Annotated in this window: 18 protein-coding genes and 2 riboswitches; of the genes, 5 read left to right on the plus strand and 13 right to left on the minus strand. The window is 43.3% G+C overall.

Annotated features, from left to right (window positions below; genetic code table 11):
* Nucleotides 1-7: 7 nt before the first annotated feature.
* Both DW640_RS20355 and DW640_RS20360 read right to left on the minus strand, forming a co-directional pair.
* Entirely contained in the window at nt 8-1,582 is a 1,575-nt protein-coding gene (locus DW640_RS20355) for an Rne/Rng family ribonuclease (protein WP_008762276.1), read from the minus strand.
* A 282-nt stretch (nt 1,583-1,864) separates the two neighbouring features.
* A complete protein-coding gene (locus DW640_RS20360) occupies nt 1,865-2,140 on the minus strand; it encodes an HU family DNA-binding protein (protein WP_008762277.1) in 276 nt (91 codons plus the stop codon).
* A gap of 209 nt (nt 2,141-2,349) precedes the next feature.
* Between DW640_RS20360 and mutY the strand changes: the two genes are divergently transcribed.
* The 4 genes from mutY to DW640_RS20380 all read left to right on the plus strand — a co-directional run bounded on the left by mutY (nt 2,350) and on the right by DW640_RS20380 (nt 6,159).
* Complete coding sequence (gene mutY, locus DW640_RS20365) at nt 2,350-3,396, plus strand: A/G-specific adenine glycosylase (RefSeq protein WP_008764802.1); 1,047 nt, start codon at nt 2,350-2,352, stop codon at nt 3,394-3,396.
* Between the two features lie 158 nt (nt 3,397-3,554).
* Nucleotides 3,555-4,031: a single-stranded DNA-binding protein gene (locus DW640_RS20370; protein WP_008762279.1), complete on the plus strand. Its 477-nt coding sequence runs from the start codon at nt 3,555-3,557 to the stop codon at nt 4,029-4,031.
* 74 nt (nt 4,032-4,105) lie between these two features.
* Nucleotides 4,106-5,458: a gliding motility-associated protein GldE gene (locus DW640_RS20375; protein WP_008762280.1), complete on the plus strand. Its 1,353-nt coding sequence runs from the start codon at nt 4,106-4,108 to the stop codon at nt 5,456-5,458.
* Nucleotides 5,459-5,523: 65 nt separating this feature from the next.
* Nucleotides 5,524-6,159, plus strand: a complete 636-nt coding sequence (locus tag DW640_RS20380; protein ID WP_061474040.1) for a 4'-phosphopantetheinyl transferase superfamily protein — start codon at nt 5,524-5,526, stop codon at nt 6,157-6,159.
* Between the two features lie 73 nt (nt 6,160-6,232).
* Here the strand turns inward: DW640_RS20380 and DW640_RS20385 are convergent, their stop codons facing one another.
* The 10 genes from DW640_RS20385 to DW640_RS20430 form a co-directional block, all read right to left on the minus strand.
* Nucleotides 6,233-6,457, minus strand: coding sequence for a (4Fe-4S)-binding protein (locus tag DW640_RS20385; RefSeq protein ID WP_008764804.1), 225 nt, complete (start codon nt 6,455-6,457; stop codon nt 6,233-6,235).
* Between the two features lie 8 nt (nt 6,458-6,465).
* The gene (locus tag DW640_RS20390; RefSeq protein WP_008764805.1) at nt 6,466-6,768 is read right to left on the minus strand and encodes a GNAT family N-acetyltransferase; all 303 of its coding nucleotides are present in this window, start codon (nt 6,766-6,768) and stop codon (nt 6,466-6,468) included.
* A 109-nt stretch (nt 6,769-6,877) separates the two neighbouring features.
* The gene (locus DW640_RS20395) at nt 6,878-8,257 is read right to left on the minus strand and encodes a tryptophanase (RefSeq protein WP_117578888.1); all 1,380 of its coding nucleotides are present in this window, start codon (nt 8,255-8,257) and stop codon (nt 6,878-6,880) included.
* A 435-nt stretch (nt 8,258-8,692) separates the two neighbouring features.
* Nucleotides 8,693-9,469 carry a DUF4465 domain-containing protein gene (locus tag DW640_RS20400; protein WP_074856824.1) on the minus strand — a complete coding sequence of 259 codons (777 nt, stop codon included), beginning with the start codon at nt 9,467-9,469 and terminating at the stop codon, nt 8,693-8,695.
* A 24-nt stretch (nt 9,470-9,493) separates the two neighbouring features.
* A complete protein-coding gene (locus tag DW640_RS20405; protein ID WP_117578889.1) occupies nt 9,494-11,485 on the minus strand; it encodes a YncE family protein in 1,992 nt (663 codons plus the stop codon).
* A 30-nt stretch (nt 11,486-11,515) separates the two neighbouring features.
* The gene (locus DW640_RS20410; protein ID WP_117578890.1) at nt 11,516-13,561 is read right to left on the minus strand and encodes a TonB-dependent siderophore receptor; all 2,046 of its coding nucleotides are present in this window, start codon (nt 13,559-13,561) and stop codon (nt 11,516-11,518) included.
* Nucleotides 13,562-13,742: 181 nt separating this feature from the next.
* A riboswitch (cobalamin riboswitch) is annotated at nt 13,743-13,948 on the minus strand.
* Between the two features lie 61 nt (nt 13,949-14,009).
* On the minus strand, nt 14,010-14,852 hold the full coding sequence (locus tag DW640_RS20415) for a hypothetical protein (RefSeq protein ID WP_008764809.1): 843 nt from the start codon (nt 14,850-14,852) through the stop codon (nt 14,010-14,012).
* A gap of 14 nt (nt 14,853-14,866) precedes the next feature.
* Nucleotides 14,867-16,213 carry a DUF5074 domain-containing protein gene (locus DW640_RS20420; protein ID WP_008764810.1) on the minus strand — a complete coding sequence of 449 codons (1,347 nt, stop codon included), beginning with the start codon at nt 16,211-16,213 and terminating at the stop codon, nt 14,867-14,869.
* Between the two features lie 20 nt (nt 16,214-16,233).
* On the minus strand, nt 16,234-17,619 hold the full coding sequence (locus DW640_RS20425; RefSeq protein WP_233525463.1) for a DUF5074 domain-containing protein: 1,386 nt from the start codon (nt 17,617-17,619) through the stop codon (nt 16,234-16,236).
* A 186-nt stretch (nt 17,620-17,805) separates the two neighbouring features.
* A riboswitch (cobalamin riboswitch) is annotated at nt 17,806-18,011 on the minus strand.
* 582 nt (nt 18,012-18,593) lie between these two features.
* On the minus strand, nt 18,594-19,529 hold the full coding sequence (locus DW640_RS20430) for a DUF5106 domain-containing protein (RefSeq protein ID WP_008762291.1): 936 nt from the start codon (nt 19,527-19,529) through the stop codon (nt 18,594-18,596).
* Between the two features lie 231 nt (nt 19,530-19,760).
* On the opposite strand from DW640_RS20430, the gene DW640_RS20435 reads away from it, so the two are divergent.
* Entirely contained in the window at nt 19,761-21,332 is a 1,572-nt protein-coding gene (locus DW640_RS20435) for an ATP-binding protein (RefSeq protein WP_048696165.1), read from the plus strand.
* Between the two features lie 31 nt (nt 21,333-21,363).
* On the opposite strand, the gene DW640_RS20440 is transcribed toward DW640_RS20435, so the two are convergent.
* Nucleotides 21,364-23,145 (minus strand): cell wall metabolism sensor histidine kinase WalK, encoded by a 1,782-nt coding sequence (locus DW640_RS20440; RefSeq protein WP_008762293.1) that lies wholly within the window; start codon nt 23,143-23,145, stop codon nt 21,364-21,366.
* Nucleotides 23,146-23,154: the final 9 nt, after the last annotated feature.

The raw sequence follows: 23,154 nt of genomic DNA on the forward strand, positions 1-23,154 counted from the left end.
TTTTCTGTTATTTAATCTCGATTTCCTCCTTCATATCGATTTCCTCTCCATGTGTATCGTAGAACACATATTGCAGGAAAGCGAGTTTCTGACTTGGAATGATCTTGATACCGAATCCGTATTTCATCTGCCACTTCCGTCTGAGGGAAACGAGTCCCTGATTGATGAAGGCGGCGACATACGGATGGACGTGTAACGAGAATTTCTTTACCTTCAGTTTGTTGACCAGATAATCAATTTTACTCTCTAAAGTGTCCGTAAAGAGAATGGACGATTTGATAGTACCTTTTCCGAAGCAGGTAGGGCAGATTTCGGTCGTGTTGACGTCCATTGCCGGACGCACGCGTTGGCGTGTAATCTGCATCAGCCCGAATTTGCTGAGCGGCAGAATATTATGCCGTGCCCTGTCTTTCTGCATGTTGGCACACATTCGTTCATAAAGCTTCTGACGGTTTTCGGCTTCATTCATATCGATGAAGTCCACGACGATGATACCACCCATATCTCTTAATCGCAGTTGGCGAGCCAGTTCGTCGGCGGCTCCCAGATTTACTTCGAGTGCGTTACCTTCCTGCCCGTTGGCATTCTTGGTGCGGTTACCGCTGTTCACGTCTACTACGTGAAGCGCCTCAGTGTGCTCAATAATCAGATAGGCACCACTCTTGTAAGAGACTGTTTTACCAAACGATGATTTAATCTGCTTGGTGATACCGAAATTGTCGTAAATGGGAAGCTGGCCTTTGTACAGTTTCACGATGTTTGCCCGGTCGGGTGCGATCAGTGTCACGTAGTCTTTGATTTCATTGTACACAGCCTCGTCGTTGACGTGAATATTCTCAAAAGAAGGGTTGAAGAGGTCGCGCAACAAACCTACGGCGCGGCTGGTCTCTTCATAAATCAACGTCGGATACTTGGTGGCTTTCTGTACTTTCGCCATTGCATCTTCCCAATGCTTGATCAGGACTTTAAGCTCTCCGTCGAGTTCGGCCACGCGTTTGCCTTCGGCCACTGTGCGGACAATCACACCGAAGTTTTTCGGTTTGATGCTCATCAACAGTTGTTTCAGGCGGGCACGTTCTTCGCTCGATTTAATCTTTTGCGAAACGGAAACCTTATCATTAAAAGGGATCAGTACCAGATAGCGTCCGGCAAACGAAATTTCGGACGTCAGTCGCGGTCCCTTGGTAGAGATAGGCTCCTTAACGATTTGCACCACCACTTCTTGTCCGACCTTTAATGTATTGGCCACTGTGCCATCCTTGTCCAGGTCAGGAAGTAGGGTTGCTTTACTGATGGAGTTCAGCTTCTTTTTGTCGCTTAAAGTCTGCTTTACAAACTTTTCGAGTGAGTTAAATTGAGGACCCAGGTCAAGATAATGAAGAAAAGCGTCTTTCTCGTAACCGACGTCTACAAAGCATGCATTCAGTCCGGGCATCAATTTCTTGATACGTCCCAAATACATATTGCCCACTGAGAAAGAAATGTTTCTTCCTTCGCTTTGAAGTTCCACCAGACTCTTGTCTTCGAGAAGGGCGATGGAGACCTCTTTGGGCTGTACGTCTATTACAATTTCACTTGTCACTGTTTTGCTTTCTTATTATTGATTGAATCTCATTTATATGAACAACTTTTTTGACAAAATGTTCATTTAGGGTTAGCTACTTAAACAAAGAACAAACTTGAAAGACATTTAGCTTCGCAAGTTTGTTCTTTATTCTGTTTGATCAGACTTAAAAATTATTTTTTGCTTTTATGTCTGTTCTTTCTTAGTCTTTTTTTACGCTTGTGCGTAGACATTTTATGTCTTTTTTTCTTTTTTCCGCTTGGCATAGCTTCACATTTTATGGGTTAATACTCTTGTTTATTATTTCTTTACTGAAATTGTAAATGTCTTAGCCGGTTTGAAGGCCGGAATGTTGTGCTCTGGAATGATGATAGTAGTATTCTTAGAAATATTACGAGCTGTCTTTTGAGCTCTTTTCTTAACTACGAAGCTACCAAACCCGCGAAGGTATACATTCTCATCGTTAGACAATGAGTCTTTAACAGCTTCCATAAATGCTTCAACTGTTGTAAGAACTGTTGTCTTATCAATACCGGTTTTCTTTGTAATCTCGTTTACAATATCTGCTTTAGTCATTTTTCCTTAAAAAAAATATTATTACTAGGTTCTTGCTAATTTTTTGGACTGCAAATATATAGCTTTTTGGTCTCCTAAAAAAATATATTCTGCACATTTTTCTAAAAAAGTGGAGGCATTAAGTTTTCTTAGAGACAAAAGAGTTACTTTTGTACTGCTTTTGGATAGTATATACGAGATAAATGTTAGATGATAGATCGAAATCAGGAATGAATATTTTTAGTGAGGCTATAGTTGAATGGTATAAAGAATACAAGCGTGATTTGCCTTGGAGAGAATCGTCGGACCCGTATCGGATCTGGATATCGGAGATTATTCTCCAGCAGACACGGGTGGCGCAGGGATATGATTACTTTCTCCGGTTTATCAAACGTTTTCCTGATGTGAAGGCATTGGCAGACGCTGACGAGGATGAGGTGATGAAATACTGGCAGGGACTGGGATATTATTCTCGTGCCCGCAACCTGCATGCTGCGGCCAAAAGTATGAATGGAGTTTTTCCGGAAACATACCCCGAAGTGCTGGCGCTGAAAGGAGTAGGGGAGTATACGGCGGCAGCTATCTGTTCTTTTGCCTACGGTATGCCTTATGCGGTGGTAGACGGAAATGTGTATCGGGTACTTTCCCGTTATTTCGGCATTGATACTCCGATTGACTCGACGGAAGGAAAGAAACTGTTTGCTGCTCTGGCGGATGAAATGCTGGATAAGAAACAGCCGGCTCTTTATAATCAGGGTATTATGGACTTCGGAGCGATACAGTGTACTCCACAGTCACCCGATTGTTTGTTTTGCCCGTTGGCGGATAGTTGTTCGGCACTTTCAACAGGAAGGGTGACTCAGCTTCCGGTGAAACAACACAAGACAAAGACGACGAACCGTTACTTTAATTATATCTATGTACGTGCGGGCGCGCATACCTATATAAATAAGCGGACGGCAAACGATATATGGAAGAACTTGTTTGAACTGCCACTGATAGAAACTCCGGTTGCTTTGTCCGAAGAGGAGTTTCTTGCATTGCCGGAATTTAGGTCATTAATAGCATCGGGTGAGAATCCGGTGATACGCTTAGTCTGCCGGGGTGTGAAGCACGTGTTGTCACATCGGGTCATCTATGCCAACCTGTATGAAGTGGCTTTGCCCGAAGACACGAAGTCCTTCGCTAACTTTCAGAGAATACGATTGGAGGAATTGGACAAGTATGCGATTTCCAAGTTGGTGCAGACTTTAATTCAGGTAATAAGTAATAGGTAATAAGTAATAGGTAATAAGCTGCGCTATAAACCGAATGGTTAATACCTATTACCTATTACTTATTACCTACTTATTACTTAAAATACTTGCATACTATTGTTATTCTGTTTAATTTTGGCAGCAGATTTAAATAATAGAATCATAAACTTGATACATGTATGTCAGTAAATAAAGTGATATTGATAGGAAACGTAGGACAAGATCCTAGGGTGAAATATTTCGATACAGGTTCGGCAGTGGCAACTTTCCCTTTGGCTACTACTGATCGTGGCTATACATTGGCCAATGGAACCCAGATTCCCGAAAGAACGGAATGGCATAATATTGTTGCATCCAACCGTTTGGCTGAGATTGTGGACAAATATGTGCACAAAGGTGACAAACTGTATCTGGAGGGGAAAATAAGAACCCGTTCATATAGTGATCAGTCGGGCGCTATGCGTTATATCACTGAGATTTTTGTGGACAATATGGAAATGTTGTCTCCGAAAGGGGCTAATACAGGTGCGGGAGCTCCTCAACCATCTGCAACACAGGCTCAGCAGCCGCAGCAGATGCAACAGCCGCAACAACAGGCGCAGCCGTCACAGGCACAGCCGATACAAGATAATCCGGCAGATGACTTGCCGTTTTAGATACTGTGATAATGTGTCAATAGGCTGATGGCTGATTGGCACATTATCTTTTGTTTAACTAAAATACATACTCTTTGGACTCAGATGGTTATTTAAGCCAATTGGCTGAAATTTTCAACGGTATTACCGTAAACACTCCTTCAATCTCTGCTATTATCGCCATAGTACTGGCAGGTGTGCTCCTGCTTGCTTCCGGCTTTGCTTCGGCTTCTGAAATAGCTTTTTTCTCACTCTCTCCTTCGGACTTGAATGATATTGACGAACACAATCATCCTGCTGACGAAAAGATCAGCGCACTCCTTGGAGATTCCGAACGGCTTCTGGCTACGATACTGATCACTAACAATTTTGTGAATGTGACCATTATCATGCTCTGCAACTTCTTCTTCATGAATGTATTCGTGTTTCATTCTCCCTTGGCGGAGTTCATTATACTGACTGTAATCCTGACTTTCCTGTTATTGTTGTTTGGAGAGATCATGCCGAAGATTTATTCAGCACAAAAGACATTGGCATTTTGCCGTTTCTCCGCTCCAGGCATCTATTTTCTGGAAAAACTGTTTCATCCGGTTGCTTCTATGCTGGTGCGTTCTACCACTTTTCTGAATAAGCACTTTGCCAAGAAGAATCATAATATTTCTGTGGATGAACTTTCTCATGCATTGGAATTGACGGACAAAGCTGAAATTTCTGAGGAAAATAATATTTTGGAAGGAATTATCCGCTTCGGTGGTGAGACTGTGAAAGAGGTGATGACATCTCGTCTTGATATGGTCGATCTGGATGTCCGTACCCCTTTCAAAGAAGTGATGCAGTGTATCATTGAAAATGCTTATTCACGTATCCCTATTTATTCCGGTTCGCGGGATAATATCAAGGGTGTGCTATATATCAAGGACCTTCTGCCACATGTCAATAAGGGAGATAATTTCCGTTGGCAATCATTGATCCGCCCTGCTTATTTTGTGCCGGAGACGAAGATGATTGATGATCTGCTTCGTGATTTTCAAGCGAATAAGATACATATTGCCATTGTGGTGGATGAGTTTGGAGGTACTTCCGGACTGGTGACAATGGAGGATATTATCGAAGAAATCGTAGGCGAGATTCATGATGAATATGACGATGAAGAGCGCACATATGTTGTGCTGAACGATCATACATGGATATTTGAAGCAAAGACACAGTTGACTGACTTCTATAAGATTGCGAAAGTCGATGAAGATGAATTTGAAAAGGTAGTAGGTGACGCTGATACGCTGGCAGGCATGCTGCTCGAAATAAAAGGTGAGTTTCCGGCATTGCATGAGAAGGTGACTTATCACAATTATGAGTTTGAGGTGCTGGAGATGGATAGCCGCCGTATTCTGAAGGTTAAGTTCACGATTCTTCCGAAGGAGATGGATGAGTCGGAGAGTAAGGAGTGATGAGTAGATAAGACCTGTTCGGGCGGAGAAACTATAATCGGAGAAGAAATTATAAACCAAAAACGATGGGATTATTTCTGCAACATAAAACGGTTGATATGCAGTGGGTTGTCTGGAAGATGGAGGAATCTTTGGATACACTGTTTAGTCTTCTGCCCGATGCCCGAAGAGTTTCTTGTGAGCAGGAAATGCAGCGTTTTACTTCGGACCGAAGGAAACTGGAATGGTTGTCTGTCCGTGTGCTGCTATATTCTATGTTGCAGGAAGATAAAGAGATAGGATATTCATCGGAAGGAAAGCCGCATTTGACAGACAATTCTTCTTTTATCAGTATCTCTCATACAAAGGGGTATGTAGCTGTGATACTTAGTTCCGTAGCTCCTGTAGGCATTGATATTGAGCAATATGGACAGCGTGTGAAAAGAGTGTACGATCGTTTTATCCGTTCCGACGAGCGAGTAGAACCTTATCAGGGAGATGAGACTTGGAGTATGCTGTTGCATTGGTCGGCAAAGGAGACAATCTTCAAATCAATGGAAAATGCTGACGCTGATCTTCGGAAACTTTGTTTATCACATTTTATTCCTCAGAGCGAAGGGGTATTCCAGGTGCGGGAGTATGCAACGGAACGGCAGCAATTGTTCACCGTCGGTTATCGTATTTGTCCGGACTTTGTTTTGACGTGGACTGTCACTATTTGAAGCATATTTGCATATTGATAAGCGGTGAATAATGAGTGGAATAGTCCACCAATTATTCACCGCTTATCTTTGGTTACTTATCTTTCTTGTTCAGTCTGTAACTTAATGCTCCTGACGGACATTTACTGATTTGTGCAATTAGCTCTTCCGTTGTAGCATTCTCGATTTGTACCCACGGCCTCTCTTTCGGGTGGTAAACATTGGGTAACATTTTTACACAGATTCCTGCATGCTGGCACATTTCCGGCTGCCATACAATGGTTAGTTCGCCATTGGTATATTCAACTTTTTTTCCCATATCTATACTTATTTAATATGAATGCCACGCATAACAATTCTCTTCCATTCCGGGTGTTTATGAATGTATCCGGCTACAAACGGACAAAGTGGAACTAAGCGTAAACCTTGTCGTTCGATATCCGCCAATGTCTTTTCTGCAAGCTGTGAACCGACTCCTCTTCCTCCAAGGGAAGCGGGGACTTCGGTATGTACAAGATAGATTTCTCCATTATTTGATTTGATATAGTCTATCTTGGCTATCTTGTCATCGATCTGAAATTCATACCGATGTTTCTCCTCATTATCGATTAATTTATAATCTTCTGCCATAACTTTACGTATTAAGTTTGATTATAATATAAACACTTGAGGATTGATTTTGTTTATAAAGAATTTTCTGCTTGCTTACAAGGTCATTGCCATTTGTCTTGTCTACCTGCTATACAGACAATCGTTCTAACTGAACGGTAAAATGCCGCATCAAGGGGGCTTCCCAAGCGATGCGCACACCACGGGTGATCGTTTCTCTCCGTTCGAATACGTTTCTGAGGGCGGCAGCTATTACGTTCATGTGATTGTCCGTATATACCCTGCGAGGGATGGCAAGGCGAAGTAAATCAAGGCCGTTAAAGCGATTTTCGTGAGTGATAGGGTCACGGTCGGCAAGGATGTAACCAATCTCGCAGCCGCGTATGCCTGCCTCCAGATAAAGTTCGACGGTTAATGTCTGTGCGGGAAATTCTTCTTTCGGGACATGTGTCAGCACTTTGGAAGCATCGACGAAAATAGCATGGCCGCCGGCAGGACGTTGATAGGGGATTTCGTATTCGTCCAGTTTCTGGGCGAGGTATTCTACCTGTTTGATACGTGTTTCCAGATTATCAAATTCTGTATTTTCGTCAAGACCGATAGCGAGGGCGTTCATGTCCCGTCCGTTCATGCCGCCGTAGGTTAAGTACCCTTCGTATTGCACGCAGAAACCTTTGGCACCTTCATACCATTCTTTGCGTCGGGTGGCAATGAAACCGCCCATGTTGACTATGCCGTCTTTCTTGGCACTCATTGTCATACCGTCGGCAAGATCGAACATTTCACGGGTGATTTCTTTGATTGATTTGTCTTGATAACCTTTTTCACGCATCTTGATGAAGTAGGCATTCTCAGCAAAGCGGGCGGAGTCGAAAAGTACAGGTTTGTTGTATTTATCGGCGATAGCACGTACTTCACGCAGGTTTTGCATGGATACAGGTTGACCTCCTGCGGTATTGTTGGTAATGGTAACAATGATAAAAGGAATGCGGTCGGCATATTCGCTTAGTGCTTTCTCTAATTTGGCAGGGTCTACATTTCCTTTGAAGGGAATTTCCAGTTGAGTATTCTTTGCTTCGTCAATCGTACAGTCCAGTGCGATGGCGTGCCGTCCTTCGATATGTCCTTTGGTGGTATCGAAATGCGAGTTGCCGGGCACTATATTGCCTTCATGTACCAGATAAGAGAAAAGAACATTTTCTGCTGCCCGTCCTTGATGGGTAGGAATGATGTATTCGAATCCTGTTATTCTTGTAATGGTATCTTTTAGTTTGAAGAAGGAGGTGGCACCGGCATAACTTTCATCACCCAGCATCATGCCTGCCCATTGGCGGTCGCTCATGGCTCCCGTTCCGGAGTCGGTGATAAGATCAATATAAACTTGCTCTGATTTGAGTTGAAAGACGTTATAATGTGCTTCTTTAATCCATTGCTCGCGTTCTTCGCGGGTACTTTTTCTGATGGGTTCTACCGTCTTGATTTTCCATGATTCAGCAAAAGGTAATTTCATTGTCCTTGATTTTATATTTTTATCCGACTAAAATACTGAATATGTATGAGATGGACAAGTTTTTGATGACTTTTTGTAAGGATAGGGATGCGTAATTGTTTTTAAAGGGACATGGAAAGAGTAGATGGGACGGAGAGAAAATCTAGAAGGGAATGTGTAGAATCTAAGAGATGAGGTTTAAAAGTCAAGTTTGCTATCATTTAGTACTGTTATCCAAAGTGGAGTGATATGCTTATTAGAGTTTCTATGCACCTTCTTTCAAGTCATGCGGTTGATTGAGTGGACTTATGCGGTCGATCGTTTGTAATCGAGAGGTTGATTGAGGATAAACCAACGGTCTGTTTGGTGCAATTGAACGGTCTGTTTGGCTCAAACGGAGGGTCTGTTTGTGGTAATTAGAGCCTCTGTTTGAGTCAAACAATAAATACCTGATTTTTATTTTTCGATGAGAGTAAGGTCATCAATGCAGAAATATTTACCAGTATTCATTCCAAACTCGCCCGAGTCTGAAGAACTAGGAATAAGTGTGATTTTAGAAGCATCTTTAAGAGGGGTTAAATCAAACCATATCCATGTATTTACTGGTTTATCAGTATCAGTTTTGTAATCGGCAAGTTTAATTTTTGTTTCAGCAATTTTTTTCCCTTTATTGTCGTATCCTGTCGCAGTAACCTCATACCAATCTCCTTTTTTGAAAGGTCTTGCGTAACTGTCACCTTCCGTCATACCGATGTAGGCATTTTTACTAGTGGTTATCCATAGACCTTTAATGGAATATTGAGAGTCTATAATTGTCATAGAGGCTGTGGTATTTTCATCACTGTAGACACCTAAATATACTTCCCCGGTTTTTATATTTCCACAGTTGGGTTGACAATTTTGGAAGTGGCTAGTTTTGTTGGTGTAAGTGAAGCCTGCGAAGCTATACCCTTGTCCCCAGTCCGAGTAATAATGATCGAAGGTTACATAACTTTCAGGATCAGTGAATGTGTCTTTAAAATAGTATCCTGAAACTTCGGTACTAGTTGAAGTAAATTCACTCTCCGATTCCGTTAATTGGTTTTCGAAGCTGACAACCACTTCTTTTTTCTCATTTTCTCCTCCTTTATTATCATCACCACCTTTTACTTCATCATTCTCATCACTACATCCACAAAAAGCGAATACTGATACCAGTAAGAATAAAGATAACTTTTTCATTTTTGCTTTCATTTAAATTATTAATTGTTTTATTGATTAGTTCTCGAAATGTAAATCCTCTACTGTCATTACTTCCGTGGAAATTTCTCCCATCCAACCTACGTTTTGATTGACAGCTGTATATATTTTCACAAAATCAATTTTGTCTAATTCTACGTGATTCCCGTTTTGATCAACAGCCCAGTCTATTTTGAATTGGCTGAACTCCGATCTGTTGGGATGATTATCCGCATATCCCCAAGGATAACAGTACCCTACCCAAGTACCTCCTTCATTTATTGCATTGTCTTTCAAGCGTGTTCCGCGAAAAGTAATTTCATCTTCTTCTATCCAATTGGGATAGTAGGAATCCTGTTGATGGTAACTGTTGCGATAGACGAACCCTTCTCCTCCTTGATTGTCGGTCCAGCGGACATCACCATTGGCAGGTTGAGGACGATAATAGGTTATTTCGTAATTACGGGTTTCCGTATCTTTCCCATATTCGCTTCCTGCCAGTTCATACCATTCATCGTCCGGCAATCCATTGCCATTTTCATCTTTTGAGACTAAGACAATGCCCGGTTCGGCACTTCCTCCCAAAGCTCCCGTACCGGTATTCTGATTGTATGAGGCATTGCCTAAAATTCTGAAGTCATATTCGCCTTTACTATTACGGATTGACTGATGGAATCCGACTGTAATCGTTCCCCCGAATCCACCTAAAGAAATAACAGACTTCTTCTTTAATTTCTCTGTTGCACGTTCCAGAACCTGTCCGGCAGAGAAGCCGTCTTCGTAGGCGGAGGTTGTTGTATTAATGAACTGTCCGGGGGCAGGGATGTATTCGAATACTTTGTTGGCAAAGGCGGAAGGTGCATTCGGATTTTCCGGTGTATCTCCTGCCTCGTTTTGTGAAGCCTTGTCGCTGAAGACTACTGTATTAGGATTTAAGCCGATATCATTCAGCCGATATTGAAGTTGCCCTTGTTGGTTGAAGCAAAGGACATCTCCTTTGACTGTATAATTGTAAGCCTCCGTGATATACACATTCCCGCTGAATGGATTCAGTTGAATGCTGAAAGGCGTTTGGATAGCCGTTCCGTCTGTGATAAAGTTATCCCGTATGACAGTTCCTGCATTCAGGTCAAATACTTTGATGGCGGAATCTTTAGTCTGATAGTCGTAAGTATATAGATAAGCGATGGGGCCGTCGATGGCAAAGCTCAGTACTTTTTCATCATACGTAGTGGCGACCGCATCCGTCCGGCTGTCGATTTTGACCAGATGATAGTCTCCGGCTTCAATGTCAGTTCCCCGTGTGACTACATACACGGCTTCTTCCAGCCCCGGAAGTATTTTTCCCGGATTCGGTCCGACTTCTATTTTCTTGGTCTCCTTGAAAGTCGTTATGTCAATCACTGATACTGTAGTGTCTACGCCCGGTCCCGAATAATCCAGTCCGCCGGAATTGGATACATACAATTTCCCGTTTTGTACGCAGATATCTTCCGCATTTCTTCCGACTGTGACAATCTCTTCGATTTCCAGAGAAGTGGTGTCAATCCTTGCGACTGTTCCGTCATAGGAACATACATATGCCTTATCCTTATCAAACGCTATCGCGCGGGGCTGACGTGAACTGCCATTGTCGCGCAACATACTGATCTGCCGGATGGATTTGCCCGTAGGGAAGTCAATCACCTCTACGGTGCTCGACACATTGACTACTACATAAATCTTATTTCCATAGATCGCTATGTCATTGGCTGTATCTCCCAGTCTCCGCTGATTGTTTGCACTAAAGTAGTTGTTCGTACATCTTTGCCGATTGAAAGAATAACGAGCGAGCGAACTATTATTCTGATTGAACAGTCCTTCGCTTAATATGTACATCTCCGCTGTTCCGGTTTCGAATACATCCCCATTGCTTTCGGGTACAATACTTGGCTTATCTTCCAGATCATCGCAAGCGATAAAGAAGAGTGGGAAAAGAAAAAAACACTTCCCCAACCGTAGCAACATATTATATAAAAGACCTTTCTGCATACCTAATACTTATTACTTAATACCTATTACCTAATACCTGACTCCTATCGTCACTCTTACCGATCTTCCCGGCATGGGGAAATTCTTAACGATCTCATAATTCCTGTTCATCAGATTCAGCACTTCCAGGTTGAGTGATGCTGTAACTTTCTGTATTTTGAAATCTCTGTAGGCAGAGATGCTGTGATCACTGTAGCTGTCCAGGCGGTTGTCGCTGATGTTTTGTCCTAACATATACCGTTTTCCGGAGAAAAGGAATGAATAGGAAAGATTGAGCCATGGAGTTTCTATTCCGGCTTGTCCGGAAGCGGAGACGCGCGGGGTATAGGCTATCTGATGCTTGTACACTTTACCTTCCGGTGAGTTGGGATTGGAGTTGGTAACGTCCAGTGCCCGTTGGTAAGTATAGTTTCCGGAAAGGTTGATCCGTAGTTTATCCAGAGGCTGGAGGCTGAGGCTGGCAGTTGCATCTATCCCCTTGATATCCACTTTGCCCAGATTGACCATACTCCAGATGAATAAGTTCTTGGTAGGAGTGGCTACAATCTTGTCGGTCACTTTATTATGGTAGGCGTCTACGGTGGCCGAAAGATAAGGTATAAAGTTGTTGATGGCTTTACTATAAGTAATACCTATATTATATTGAGTAGCACTTTCCGGCTTCAGATTGATGTTTCCGGCCTTGTCGTAATATAAATCATTGAAGCTGGGCAGACGGAAGATATCTTTGTAGAAGAAACGGAACCGCAGTTCTTCATTATGAAACGGCTTTAGCGAGATGCTGACATTGGGAGACAGCTTCCGGTGGTTGCCGGCACTACCTCCGTTTTTAGCTTTCTCGTTGATGACAGTTGCCAGAGCAGAAGCGGACAGCGTCACCCATTCATTGACGTATTTCCCGGCAAAGGCTGTCAGCCATGAATAGCGGGTGGGGGAGACGAAGTTCTGCAAATTGGCATTCATCGTATTGATGCTTCCGTCGGTGGACAAGGAGAAAGAAAGATTGTTCCATATCCGGTATAGAGCGGAAGCGGACAGGTAATATTCTTGCTGGTAATAGCTGTTGTCAGTTCCTCCGACGGAGGTAAGAGCATCCGGGTCCTGATAGTTCTGATAACTCCAGTTCCACTTGGCAGAGGTCTGGAATACCCATTTTCTGCTAAACTCTTTCTTGTACTGGCTTTGGATAAAGGTGTTCTTATCCTGCAGATTTTGTCGGGAGAAGTCATAATATAAGGTAGTGGCATTGGGCAGCCCCCGTGAGGACTGGTAATAATAGGCTTTCAGTCTCCATTGCTCTTTGTCGGAGAGATTGGCGAAAGCGCTTATCTCAGCCCGAAGGTTTTCTACATCCGTATTCCGGCGCTTCTCTTTACTGACCTGAACATCGGCATCATTCCCGTAACGCAGGGTAAATGGATAATGTCCGTCCGAAGACATCCATTCGCCGTTGGCGGTCATGCTCCATTTCTTGTTGAGTTGTTGTTCCAGAAAAAGGGAAGGATTTACTAATCCCCATGAACCGGTCTTAAATTCGGCGGCTATATTAGTCGGCTTGTCTTCTTTGAAGTGCGGAGTCAGTGTCTGTATGTTCAGTATGCCGGCAGAAGCAAAAAAACGGGCAGGCTGGAAGATGTTGTCGCTTTGTCCGTTGTTGAGCGAAAGGCGGTCAACGTTGTTTAGGGAGAAACGTCCGATGTCTACTTGTCCGGTCTGGCAGTCGCTGACGGTGATGCCATCATAGGAAACAGCGGTGTGCTGTGCTCCGAGACTTCGGATGGAGACGGTTTTTAATCCTCCGATACCTCCATAGTCCTTCACGGTAACTCCTGCGAAATGTTTTACCGCATCCGATACCTGCAGGGCCTGCAGATTCTTTAATTCGTCCTTATTGAAAACCTGCAGAGGAGAGGCTGAACGGACTTCACGCGTCTGATAAGGGTCGGATACCATGATTTCGGGGATGGAGTAGATATGTGCTGTATCCACTTTTTGTTGTTGGGCAAAAAGGGATAAGGACAAAGCCTGACAGCAGAGTAGTACGCTCATCTTTTTAATAAAAGTATTCCTTCTCATTGTTTTCTTTCAGTCTGTTCATAATGTAAAAAGATGTCCGGGCGAACTCACTTCGACCGGACATCATAATAAACTTGGCAGAGTTTATTAATTAGTACACACTTTCTCTGAATCAGAATGGTGAATGAAATGATGGACGGATTGTCCGGTTCATTAGACTCATCGCTTTTTCCTCGAAAGCAGTGAAACGAGTTTGCATGGTAGGTCTTCTGACTTGTTCCTGTTGCGAACGCCTTCCCGGAATACCCTTCCAGTGGCTATAAAGTCGATTGCTCGCAACCAAAAAATGAACTTACAGCAGCGGGACTGTTCAGGACTTTCACCTGATTCCCTTTTAATTGCTTCCCTCGTGCATGAGAGTTGCAAACCAATGCGCGACAAAGATAGATAGTTTATTTGTCTTTTGCAAGAGAGGAGCGAAGGTAAATCCATGACTTTGAACAGCTTTTTAAAAAGCTTTGAATCCAACCACCTCGGTTGACACTTCACCTATCGACTCGACATTCTTCAAAATGGCACTCTGTACTTTCACAAAATGAATACGTTCCAGCGTTACAGGATTGCCATTCTGGTCAACGGCGTCATCCAGGTCAAACTGATTATACCGGTAGTTGCCGTTGTCATCCTTTGCCATGTCGCTTCCCCAGTTGTCGGCATATCCTTTTCCGAAATCCTTGTTTTTCCATATTCCGCCTTCTTGCTCTGTCCGTGCTTCGAGCATACTTCCTTTCAATGTATAGGAGTCCTCTTTAATCCAGTTCGGATAATACATCTGATCGTGATATTGAGGGAGATACTTGATGACTCCGCTTTCTCCTTTACTGTCTTCCCAAGGGATATCTCCGGCTGCATCCGGTCTGTGGTAAGTGACGGAATAGTCGCGTTCCGGTTCGTCACTTCCTTTCAGCTCGTACCATACGTCGTCTGCTTTTCCGTTGCCATTAGCGTCTTCGGATACCCATACGATGCCCGGTTCGGAACTTCCGGAGAAGGGATTGCCGATAATACCGAAGTCGTATCCTTTGCGGTTCTTTATTTCTTTCGGCATTTTAATGGTGATGTATCCGCCGAAAGATCCCAGTGAGACGTAGAGTTTCTTGTTGAAGCGCTCTTCTGCATAAGCGTTTGCTTCTTCCATTGTCTGGCAGTCGAAGCCTTCATTGATAAACTGCCCTGGTGCCGGACGATATTCCAGCACTTTGAATCCTTGAATTTCCGTTTCTTCCTCATCTTTGTTGCAGGAAGCCAAAAGAGTGGCTGCTATAGCCATCAGATACCAATATCTTTTCATTTTTCTATGTTAGTTTAGTTATTGAATAATATTTGTGAAGGAACGCTCTCACCACAGTCTACTGTGTGGAGAACTTTTCCGTCTTTGCTGTAAACGACGATTTTAGATTCATCTTTCCGTTCTTCGGTATAAGTTACATAGAGTTCTCCGCTTTGTTGGTTCAGCTGCAATGGAGCAGTAATTGAAACTCCTGATTCTGCGGCAATGAAAGGTGCTTTGAGAGAGTCTGAATCGCCTAAAATATATTTATATATAGCTCCGTCGGTCGATACCAGATAAATAATATTCTCTGTTTCGGATGCTACCATGCCTATGGTCGGACTTGAATGATACGGTCCCTTGGCCGGCTGGAAGTTTGCAAAGACTTTTTCTAAAGTAAAGTCATTCTTTATTTTTACGATATTACATCCGTTATCAGCCGATTCAAGAGTATAAACATTACCGTCTTTAGCCAGTACAAAATTGATTTTCTGTTTTTGAATGATATCTAGCTCTGTAACGGCAGGAGCTTCTCCTTCTTTAGCTGCGATTAGCTCGTTTACATCGTAATACTTCACTTTGGACTCATCTTTATAAGTGTCATTGCTCAGCACTTTGCCATTGTAGATTATGCTATTATAGAAACAAAGCAGACGCTCATTCTTGATCCTGACATTGTTAAGTGATTTTAGGTCAATACGACGTATGCCATCTCCTGTCACTAATCCATATTGTTCGTTCAGAATGGTCAGACCGCTTAGGTTTGCGCCTACTACAGCGGAGTTTTCGTAATAAAGAGTCTTGGCGTCGACAATGTAGAAATGATCTCGGTTCGATGTGCTGGTGCCCACAAGCAGATAGAACTTTCCGTTGCTGTGAATGATATTTGCAGAGTCGTAGTTACCAATTCCCAAAGTTTTTCCTGCATTTAAAGAAGCATAACAATCTTGATAAGCAGTTTTCTTTTCGGTATCATAGAAATTGAATGTTCCGTCTGCTACGTAGAAGAATCCTTTGGAAAAGTTGTGGTTAGAGCTGAAACTTGTGCTCATTTCTACTTTTCCGTATTTATTCTTGATGATACATGACAGGTCCGCGCGACATGGATTGTCTATTTTGTAACTAAAGGTCGGTTCGGTAGAATACTCTTTTCCATTGACCAGCCATGAATAGGTGGCTCCTTCCGGATTAAGCAGTTCCGGAGTAATCTCCAACGTTTCTCCTAATTCCAACACTTGGCTTTCTGTCGGGAAAGTTCCTTTCAGTACGTTCGGATAATGTGCCAGATTGCCGAGGTGCAAATCTTCGCAATCGTCGTCGTTACAGGCGGTAAAACCTGCTGCAAGGCAGGCTATTAATAAAGTGGTATATAGTTTATTCATCTTGTTTCAGAGTCTTGTTATTAGTTAAAAATGAATGTAGCCGGGAAATAATAGCCATCGTATGCTATTTCTGATATCTTTTCTCCTGTGGCGGCGTTGAATCTTACCAGAAGATTTTTCTGATAGTCTCCGGTCAGGTACATGGCCAGTAATTCGTTGGTCTTTGGATTGACGCGGATGCCTGCGCCATAGAATCCGTAACCTTCTTTGGTGTATTCGGTCAGTGTCTCCTCAGGGGCGGGATCGTCAAAAGTGGCTTTGTATATCTTTCCTCCTGCGATGTAGTAGAATATTCCTTCAGGAGTGCCGCAGAAACTGGCTTCTCTGTAAGCACCGAACGAGGAGGGAGAATAATCGTCACGCATTGCAACCTTTTCCAGAGAAAAATCAGCATTGATTCTTACCAGATTGTTTTTACCGTCTTTGGTCGTTTCTACAGTATAGATATTTCCATCTTTACATTGTACAAAGCGAGTACCACCATAGGTTGTAATATCTAATTCCTGGAATGCGACTTTGTCTGTAGGCTTGAGATCGGGTGAGCATAATTCTGCAATGTCTATGGTATACACTTTAGGACTTCCCCACCCGGAGGAGTTCACATTTAATATGAGTTTTCCGTTATAAGCGATTCCGCTACCTGTTCCGGTATACGTATTTCCTACCGATACCAGTGTAATTGTTTCAAACGTTTTTAAATTGATACGGCTGAAATATCCTCCATGAGTAATTATTCCATAATCGTCATTCAAACCGATAAACTCATAAGCTTGATAATTAGCTAGTTTGCCACAGCTATTTTCAGCATACAGAGTTTTAGGATCCATCACCACCAACTGATTATCTTCTTTTGAACAGACATACAACTTCCCATTCCACAAAGTAGCCGATTGTGAGGTAACTCCCAGCACATCTCCGAAATTCTGATTCTTATAGCACCAGTGTTCAATGCTGTTCTTCTCATAATTATAGAATGAAATACTTCCGGATCCGTGTCCGAACCATCCCTCATTGATAATCAGACATCCTTTGGAGTAATCCGCTCCCGGAACCATCACTTTATTTTCTAATGTCACTTTTCCCAAGTCATTGCTGAGTTCTAAAATAACTTTGGAACGGCCGGGATGTTCGGCGTTGAATGTGAATGAAGGGGCGGTCGACATATCTTCTCCATTCTGATACCATTGATAGTATATATCCAGCGGACTACTTGCCTTAGGGGCATATACATATTGTTCTCCGACATTGAGTGTCAAATCCTCTTCGGGGAAAGTGCCGGCTTTCAGAGCTGGTAATCCTTGTAGTTTGTCAATGTGGTCCAGGTCACAATCGTCTTTCGAGCAAGACACAATAACAAGCGTTGTTATTATAAATAATAACGTTTTGAATAGCTTTTTACAATTCATGTTTTGTATATTAAGTAAATAAAATATGTCCATCAAAGTGTCCGGGCGAAATCGCTTCGACCGGACACACATAATAAACTTGGCAGAGTCTATTAGTTTGTACATACTTTCTCTGAATCAGAGTGATGAATGAAATGATAGACGGATGTCCGGGTCATTAGATTCAACGCTTTTTCCTCGAAAGCAGTGAAACGGATTTTACATGGCAGGTCTTCTGACTTATTCCTGTTGCGGGCGCCTTCCCGGAATTTTCTTTCCAGTGGCTTTGAGTAGATTGCTCGCAACATATCTATGGAACTTACAGCAGCGGGACTGTTCAGGATTTACACCTGATTCCCTTTTAATCGCTTCCCTCGTGATGAGAGTCGCAAACCAATGCGGGGACAAAGATATATAGTTTATTTGTTTCTACCAAAAAGAAAATAACAGCAGTTTTGCTCTCATGCTCTAACAATTCCTGCGTATCCCTTTATTCATCGCTGTTTCAAGCGTGGTAGCAAGTGTGGTGGCAGGTATGAGAGCAAATGGTTGCTCTCACTCCGGTGCATCGGATGACGTGACGTTTTGTAGTGTTATAGGTTGATTTGTAGGATGTTAACGTCTGATACGTCAACTATTAAAGATTGGCATATCAACTATTAATAATTGAGAAATCAGGTATTAAAGGCTGATAACTCATCTATTAGTAGCCAATAAATGAGTTAATGCTTCTTGAAAGAACGGGTGAATTGGAGCAACTAATGCGGTTGGGTTACTCCGGTCATGCAGTCAAGTTACTCTAATTGATAGTTGCTTTAGAAAGTTCCAAAGCGTTGAAACCAACGGTTTCAAGCGGATGAAACTCTAGTTTCAAGCAGAGGAAACTTTAGTTTCAAACTGAAGAAACTTTGGTTTCAAGCGGATGAAACTTTAGTTCCGAGCGGCAGAAACATTTTGTTTCAACGGTTGGAACTGATATTGGAACTACATGTTAACTATTGATGCTGCATTAGATATGCTTCAATGGCTGGTGCGGTGGCATCTTTAAGCAATACAGTCTTGTCTTTATCCAACAGATATAGAGTCGGGATAGCCTTTAAGTCATAGACCTGTTCTTCTTTGATAGTGAACTTCTTGTCATATCCGTTAATCCATTCATTGGGAAATTCGCTCAGATGCTTTTTCCACTCGTCCAGTTCCTCATCGGGGTAGATGGAGAGAAGTACCAACTTCTTTTCCTGTAAAAGCTGGTTGATGATGGGAGCGTTTTTCAGACCTTCTATGGTTTCTGTGCATGCCTGACAGCCGGGGTTATTGATAAATAACAGAAGATATTCCGCTTTCAACTGATATAATGAACCTTGTGCTCCGGAGGCCAGGGTATAAGTAAAGTTGAGCGCTTTGGTTCCGATACGGTTTTTCTGAGCCAGCTTAAGACGGGCCTGGGGACGTATCTTCTCTGTTTCGTTCAATACAGGAGAGGCTATCATTGCTTCCAATACCGGTATATAAAATTCTTCGTTACGCATGGGGGAGTTGGGATCATACAGATACTTGTCCGCCAGGTCGGTGATATATGTAAACACCTTCTTGTCCACATTGGTCCGGTCGATTACATTGCGCATGGCTTGTTGGGCTGTTTCAAGCGGTACGTGGTTCAGCAAGTCGCAATAATCTGCCCACGCTTGTTCCGTTACTTCCGGATGGTGGATATAGTTGGTGTCGGCAAAGTTTACATTGTCCCAATAATGCTTGGCCAGAAAGTCGGCCCGTTGTTCCGGTGCTGTCATCATTTGCGGGATGGCGGGCATCTTAATAGCCTTAATGGTATCTTGCGGTGTTTCGCTTTTGCTTTGACTTGAAGCATTCCCGTTTTTACAGGCGCCAAGAAGAAGGCACAGAATGAGTATAAGGCTTATGTTTGTTTTCATGACAATTGGTTGGTTTAAACTTACTTTCGGAAGCAAAGGTATGAAAACTATGTGAAAAAACATACCGATATTCCGGTAAGTTTTGAAAACTGGATATGCGGCTTCGTATTTTTTATCGATACAGCCGACTTTGTGTGAATAGGGCTAAATAATCTCTTCCCTTCGGGTGGAATCTGCATCGAATTTGTTATCTTTGCCCGTAGCATTGGTTATTTTTTAATAAAAGCTGATATGAACGCACCTGTTAAAACGCTCCGTAAGCTCCCGATAGGGATACAAAGTTTCGAATTTCTTCGCTCGGAAGGATATCTTTATGTCGATAAAACAGAACTGGTCTATCGTCTCGTAACGAAAGGGAAGCCTTATTTCCTCAGTCGTCCCCGGCGTTTCGGGAAGAGCCTGTTGCTTTCCACGCTTGAAGCTTATTTCAAGGGGAAGAAAGAACTTTTCGAAGGACTCGCTATCGAGAAATTGGAGCAGAACTGGTTCGAATACCCGGTGTTGCACCTAAGCTTGAATGCTGAGAAATATGACAGTAGGGAACGATTGGAAAGAATGCTTGAACTGCAACTGGAAAGTTGGGAAGAGATGTATGGAGTAGATAAAGGCACAATGACCTACTCCGGACGCTTCATTACCATTATCCGACGTGCATACGAACAGACCGGACGCCGTGTGGTCGTACTCGTAGACGAATATGACAAACCCATGCTTCAGACATTCGATAAACCTGATTTGCAAGAAGACTTCCGTAAAACGCTGACCGCTTTCTATACTGTACTCAAAGATGCTGACCCTTATCTTCAGTTTGTCTTTATCACCGGAGTAACGAAGTTTGCGCAGATGGGCATTTTCAGCACGCTTAACCAGTTGAATGATATCAGCTTTGACCTTGAGTACAACACCCTTTGCGGCATGACACGTGCGGAAATCGAAACCGTTTTTGTGCCTGAATTGCAAGAACTGGCTCTCCAGACTGAAACCAATTATGGCGAAGCCGTAGAGCAACTCACCCGCCAGTATGACGGTTACCGCTTCACTCCTGAGAAAGGATTTACTCCCATGTTCAATCCTTTCAGTGTGCTCAATGCCCTTGCTAAGTCGCGTTTCGGTGACTATTGGTTTGCCAGCGGAACGCCTACTTTTCTGGTAGAGATCCTAAAGAAGACAAATTTTGACCTTCGCGAATTGGACGGTATTGAAGTCTCTTCTGCTTCATTGAGTGACGACAGGGCGAATATCTCCAATCCTGTTCCGATGATTTATCAAAGCGGATACCTGACTATAAAGTCGTTCGACCAACGTTTTCGTACATATACGCTGGGGTTTCCTAACGAAGAGGTGAAATATGGTTTCCTCAATTTTGTCGCCCCTTTCTATACCCCTGTCGCATCCACCGATACCACCTTTTATATCGGGAAGTTTGTGCATGAACTGGAAACGGGCGAAACGGAAGCTTTCCTCACTCGTCTGTCCTGTTTCTTCGCTGATTTTCCTTACGAACTGAACGAGAAAACGGAACGTCATTATCAAGTTGTATTCTATCTCGTCTTCAAACTCATGGGGCAATTCACGCAAGCGGAAGTCCGTACCGCTATCGGTCGTGCCGACGCAGTAGTAAAGACTGCGGACTACATCTATGTGTTCGAATTTAAACTCACCGGCACCGCCGAAGACGCTCTGAAGCAGATTGATGAAAAAGGTTACCTTTTGCCCTACACTGTGGATGGCAGACGACTGGTGAAAGTCGGTGTGTCCTTTGATGCCGGGAAACGGAATCTGGGAGATTGGCTGATTGTTTGACTGCACTGTGAATAAAGAAAAACCAAGCTGTTTATTTCTCTTTCGCCAGCGTGAAGACAAATTCCAGTCCGCCGCCTTGATTATTCTTGGCAGAAATGTTTCCTCCGTGTATGATCACAGCATTCTTTACGATGGCAAGCCCTAAACCGGTTCCGCCGAGTTTGCGTGAACGCCCTTTGTCCACCCGGTAGAAACGTTCGAAAAGGCGGTTCAGATGTTCCGGAGAGACACCGATACCCGTATCTGCGAAGCTGAAATAATAGTAATTCTCATCTTCACGGAAACAGTTGATGTTTATCTGAATATTGGTTCCGGCGTATGCGATGGCATTGTCCATCAGGTTACGGAAGATGGAGTAGAGCAGAGAGTAATTGCCTTTGATCTGGATACCCTTCTTTAGTGAATCCACGATGCTAATGTGCTTTTCTTCCAGTTCCAGAGAAACTTCATTGATGATGTTCCCTACCAGTACGCTGATGTCTACCCGCTCCATGTCTATCATGTTGGCGGCTTCGTCCATGCGGGTCAGTACGGATATGTCGCGTAGCAGCCGGCTGAGGCGATTGCTTTGTGCGTAGCACCGTTCGAGGAACGTATTTATCTTGTCACGTGAGATATTCTCGTTATTGACAATCGTTTCCAGATAACCTTGGATACTGCTTACGGGAGTTTTCAGTTCATGGGCAATGTTCTGGGTTAATTGGCGCTTCAGACGTACCTGCTCTTCTTCCTGCGTGACGTCATTGATCGAAATCTCGAAGCTGGCGTCCTGAAAGATGATACATTCCACGATAAAGGTGCGTCCGTTTTTGTTGATTGTGACGGACATACGCTTTTCGTCTTTTCCCCGCGAGCGTTGCTGCTGGTTCTTGTTGATGAAATGAATGATGTCTTTCAGTTCGCTGATGGCGAATACTTCCTCTGTCGTTTCCAGGTTAGAGTCCGAAATCAGGTTACTGTATTGAGTAAAGAGGTTGTTGACCAGAATCTCTTTTTTGTCTTTGGTGAATATGCCCAGCCCTTCATGCGAAATCTGAAGATGGGTAATCAGTTTCTCGCGTTCGATGTAGAGTGCCTCTTTCGTTTCGTGCAGACGCTTGTATATCTGGATGATGTGCTGCGAAATCTCTCCCAGCTCATTATGCGGAAAAGCGGACTGCATCGCCATCTCTATCGGTTCGTTACGGTCTGCACGCATGGCAAACTCGCGGAGCTGGCTGATAGAAGTTCCCAGTTTGTTGGTGAATTTGTAGAAGATCACCATGAGCAACAGCGACACAATGACCGTAAACCATAAGTAATGCGGGTCTGCCTGCAGATTATTGATGAGGCTTACATTATATGGCAGTGCCGAGCGGATGATATAATCTCCGTAGCGGGTTGCCGAATAGAAATACGGTAGCCCGGTGGTCTCCGAGGTGCGGCGTACGTCAAAACCGGTTCCGTCTTTCAAGGCTTTCTGAACTTCGGGGCGGTTGAGATGGTTCTCCAGTTGCTGGTCGGTAGTCTGATAACTGTCATAGATCACATTTCCCTGCAAGTCGATCAGTGTGACGCGCAAGTCCTCCAATGCGTGGTCGCGGATATACTTTTCAGTCGTTTCTTCGATGGCGGGATTACTGTTCAGCCGTTCGTACAAGCGGCTGTTATAGTTCTGGAGCTGTGTGTTGAGTAACTCGACTTTATATTCTCTTTCGCGTTGATACTGGTAGGCGATGAAACAAAAGGCAAATACCAGAAACAGCGAGATCACCGAAAGGAATAACTTCCGGCTGAAAGAGAGGAAATGTTTTTGCTTGACAGGTAGATTCATACTTCTTGA

The sequence above is a fragment of the Bacteroides sp. AM23-12 genome, from assembly GCF_003434395.1.
Lineage (GTDB): Bacteria > Bacteroidota > Bacteroidia > Bacteroidales > Bacteroidaceae > Bacteroides > Bacteroides thetaiotaomicron.

What these genes read in the sequence shown, in the direction of transcription:
- DW640_RS20425 (WP_233525463.1), bottom strand. Translation starts at nt 17,619, where the DNA reads ATGAATTGTAAAAAGCTATTCAAAACGTTATTATTTATAATAACAACG.
- DW640_RS20380 (WP_061474040.1), top strand. Translation starts at nt 5,524, where the DNA reads ATGGGATTATTTCTGCAACATAAAACGGTTGATATGCAGTGGGTTGTC.
- DW640_RS20370 (WP_008762279.1), top strand. Translation starts at nt 3,555, where the DNA reads ATGTCAGTAAATAAAGTGATATTGATAGGAAACGTAGGACAAGATCCT.
- DW640_RS20435 (WP_048696165.1), top strand. Translation starts at nt 19,761, where the DNA reads ATGAACGCACCTGTTAAAACGCTCCGTAAGCTCCCGATAGGGATACAA.
- DW640_RS20360 (WP_008762277.1), bottom strand. Translation starts at nt 2,140, where the DNA reads ATGACTAAAGCAGATATTGTAAACGAGATTACAAAGAAAACCGGTATT.
- DW640_RS20405 (WP_117578889.1), bottom strand. Translation starts at nt 11,485, where the DNA reads ATGCAGAAAGGTCTTTTATATAATATGTTGCTACGGTTGGGGAAGTGT.
- DW640_RS20385 (WP_008764804.1), bottom strand. Translation starts at nt 6,457, where the DNA reads ATGGGAAAAAAAGTTGAATATACCAATGGCGAACTAACCATTGTATGG.
- DW640_RS20440 (WP_008762293.1), bottom strand. Translation starts at nt 23,145, where the DNA reads ATGAATCTACCTGTCAAGCAAAAACATTTCCTCTCTTTCAGCCGGAAG.
- DW640_RS20410 (WP_117578890.1), bottom strand. Translation starts at nt 13,561, where the DNA reads ATGAGAAGGAATACTTTTATTAAAAAGATGAGCGTACTACTCTGCTGT.
- DW640_RS20395 (WP_117578888.1), bottom strand. Translation starts at nt 8,257, where the DNA reads ATGAAATTACCTTTTGCTGAATCATGGAAAATCAAGACGGTAGAACCC.
- DW640_RS20400 (WP_074856824.1), bottom strand. Translation starts at nt 9,469, where the DNA reads ATGAAAGCAAAAATGAAAAAGTTATCTTTATTCTTACTGGTATCAGTA.
- DW640_RS20415 (WP_008764809.1), bottom strand. Translation starts at nt 14,852, where the DNA reads ATGAAAAGATATTGGTATCTGATGGCTATAGCAGCCACTCTTTTGGCT.
- mutY (WP_008764802.1), top strand. Translation starts at nt 2,350, where the DNA reads ATGAATATTTTTAGTGAGGCTATAGTTGAATGGTATAAAGAATACAAG.
- DW640_RS20390 (WP_008764805.1), bottom strand. Translation starts at nt 6,768, where the DNA reads ATGGCAGAAGATTATAAATTAATCGATAATGAGGAGAAACATCGGTAT.
- DW640_RS20420 (WP_008764810.1), bottom strand. Translation starts at nt 16,213, where the DNA reads ATGAATAAACTATATACCACTTTATTAATAGCCTGCCTTGCAGCAGGT.
- DW640_RS20430 (WP_008762291.1), bottom strand. Translation starts at nt 19,529, where the DNA reads ATGAAAACAAACATAAGCCTTATACTCATTCTGTGCCTTCTTCTTGGC.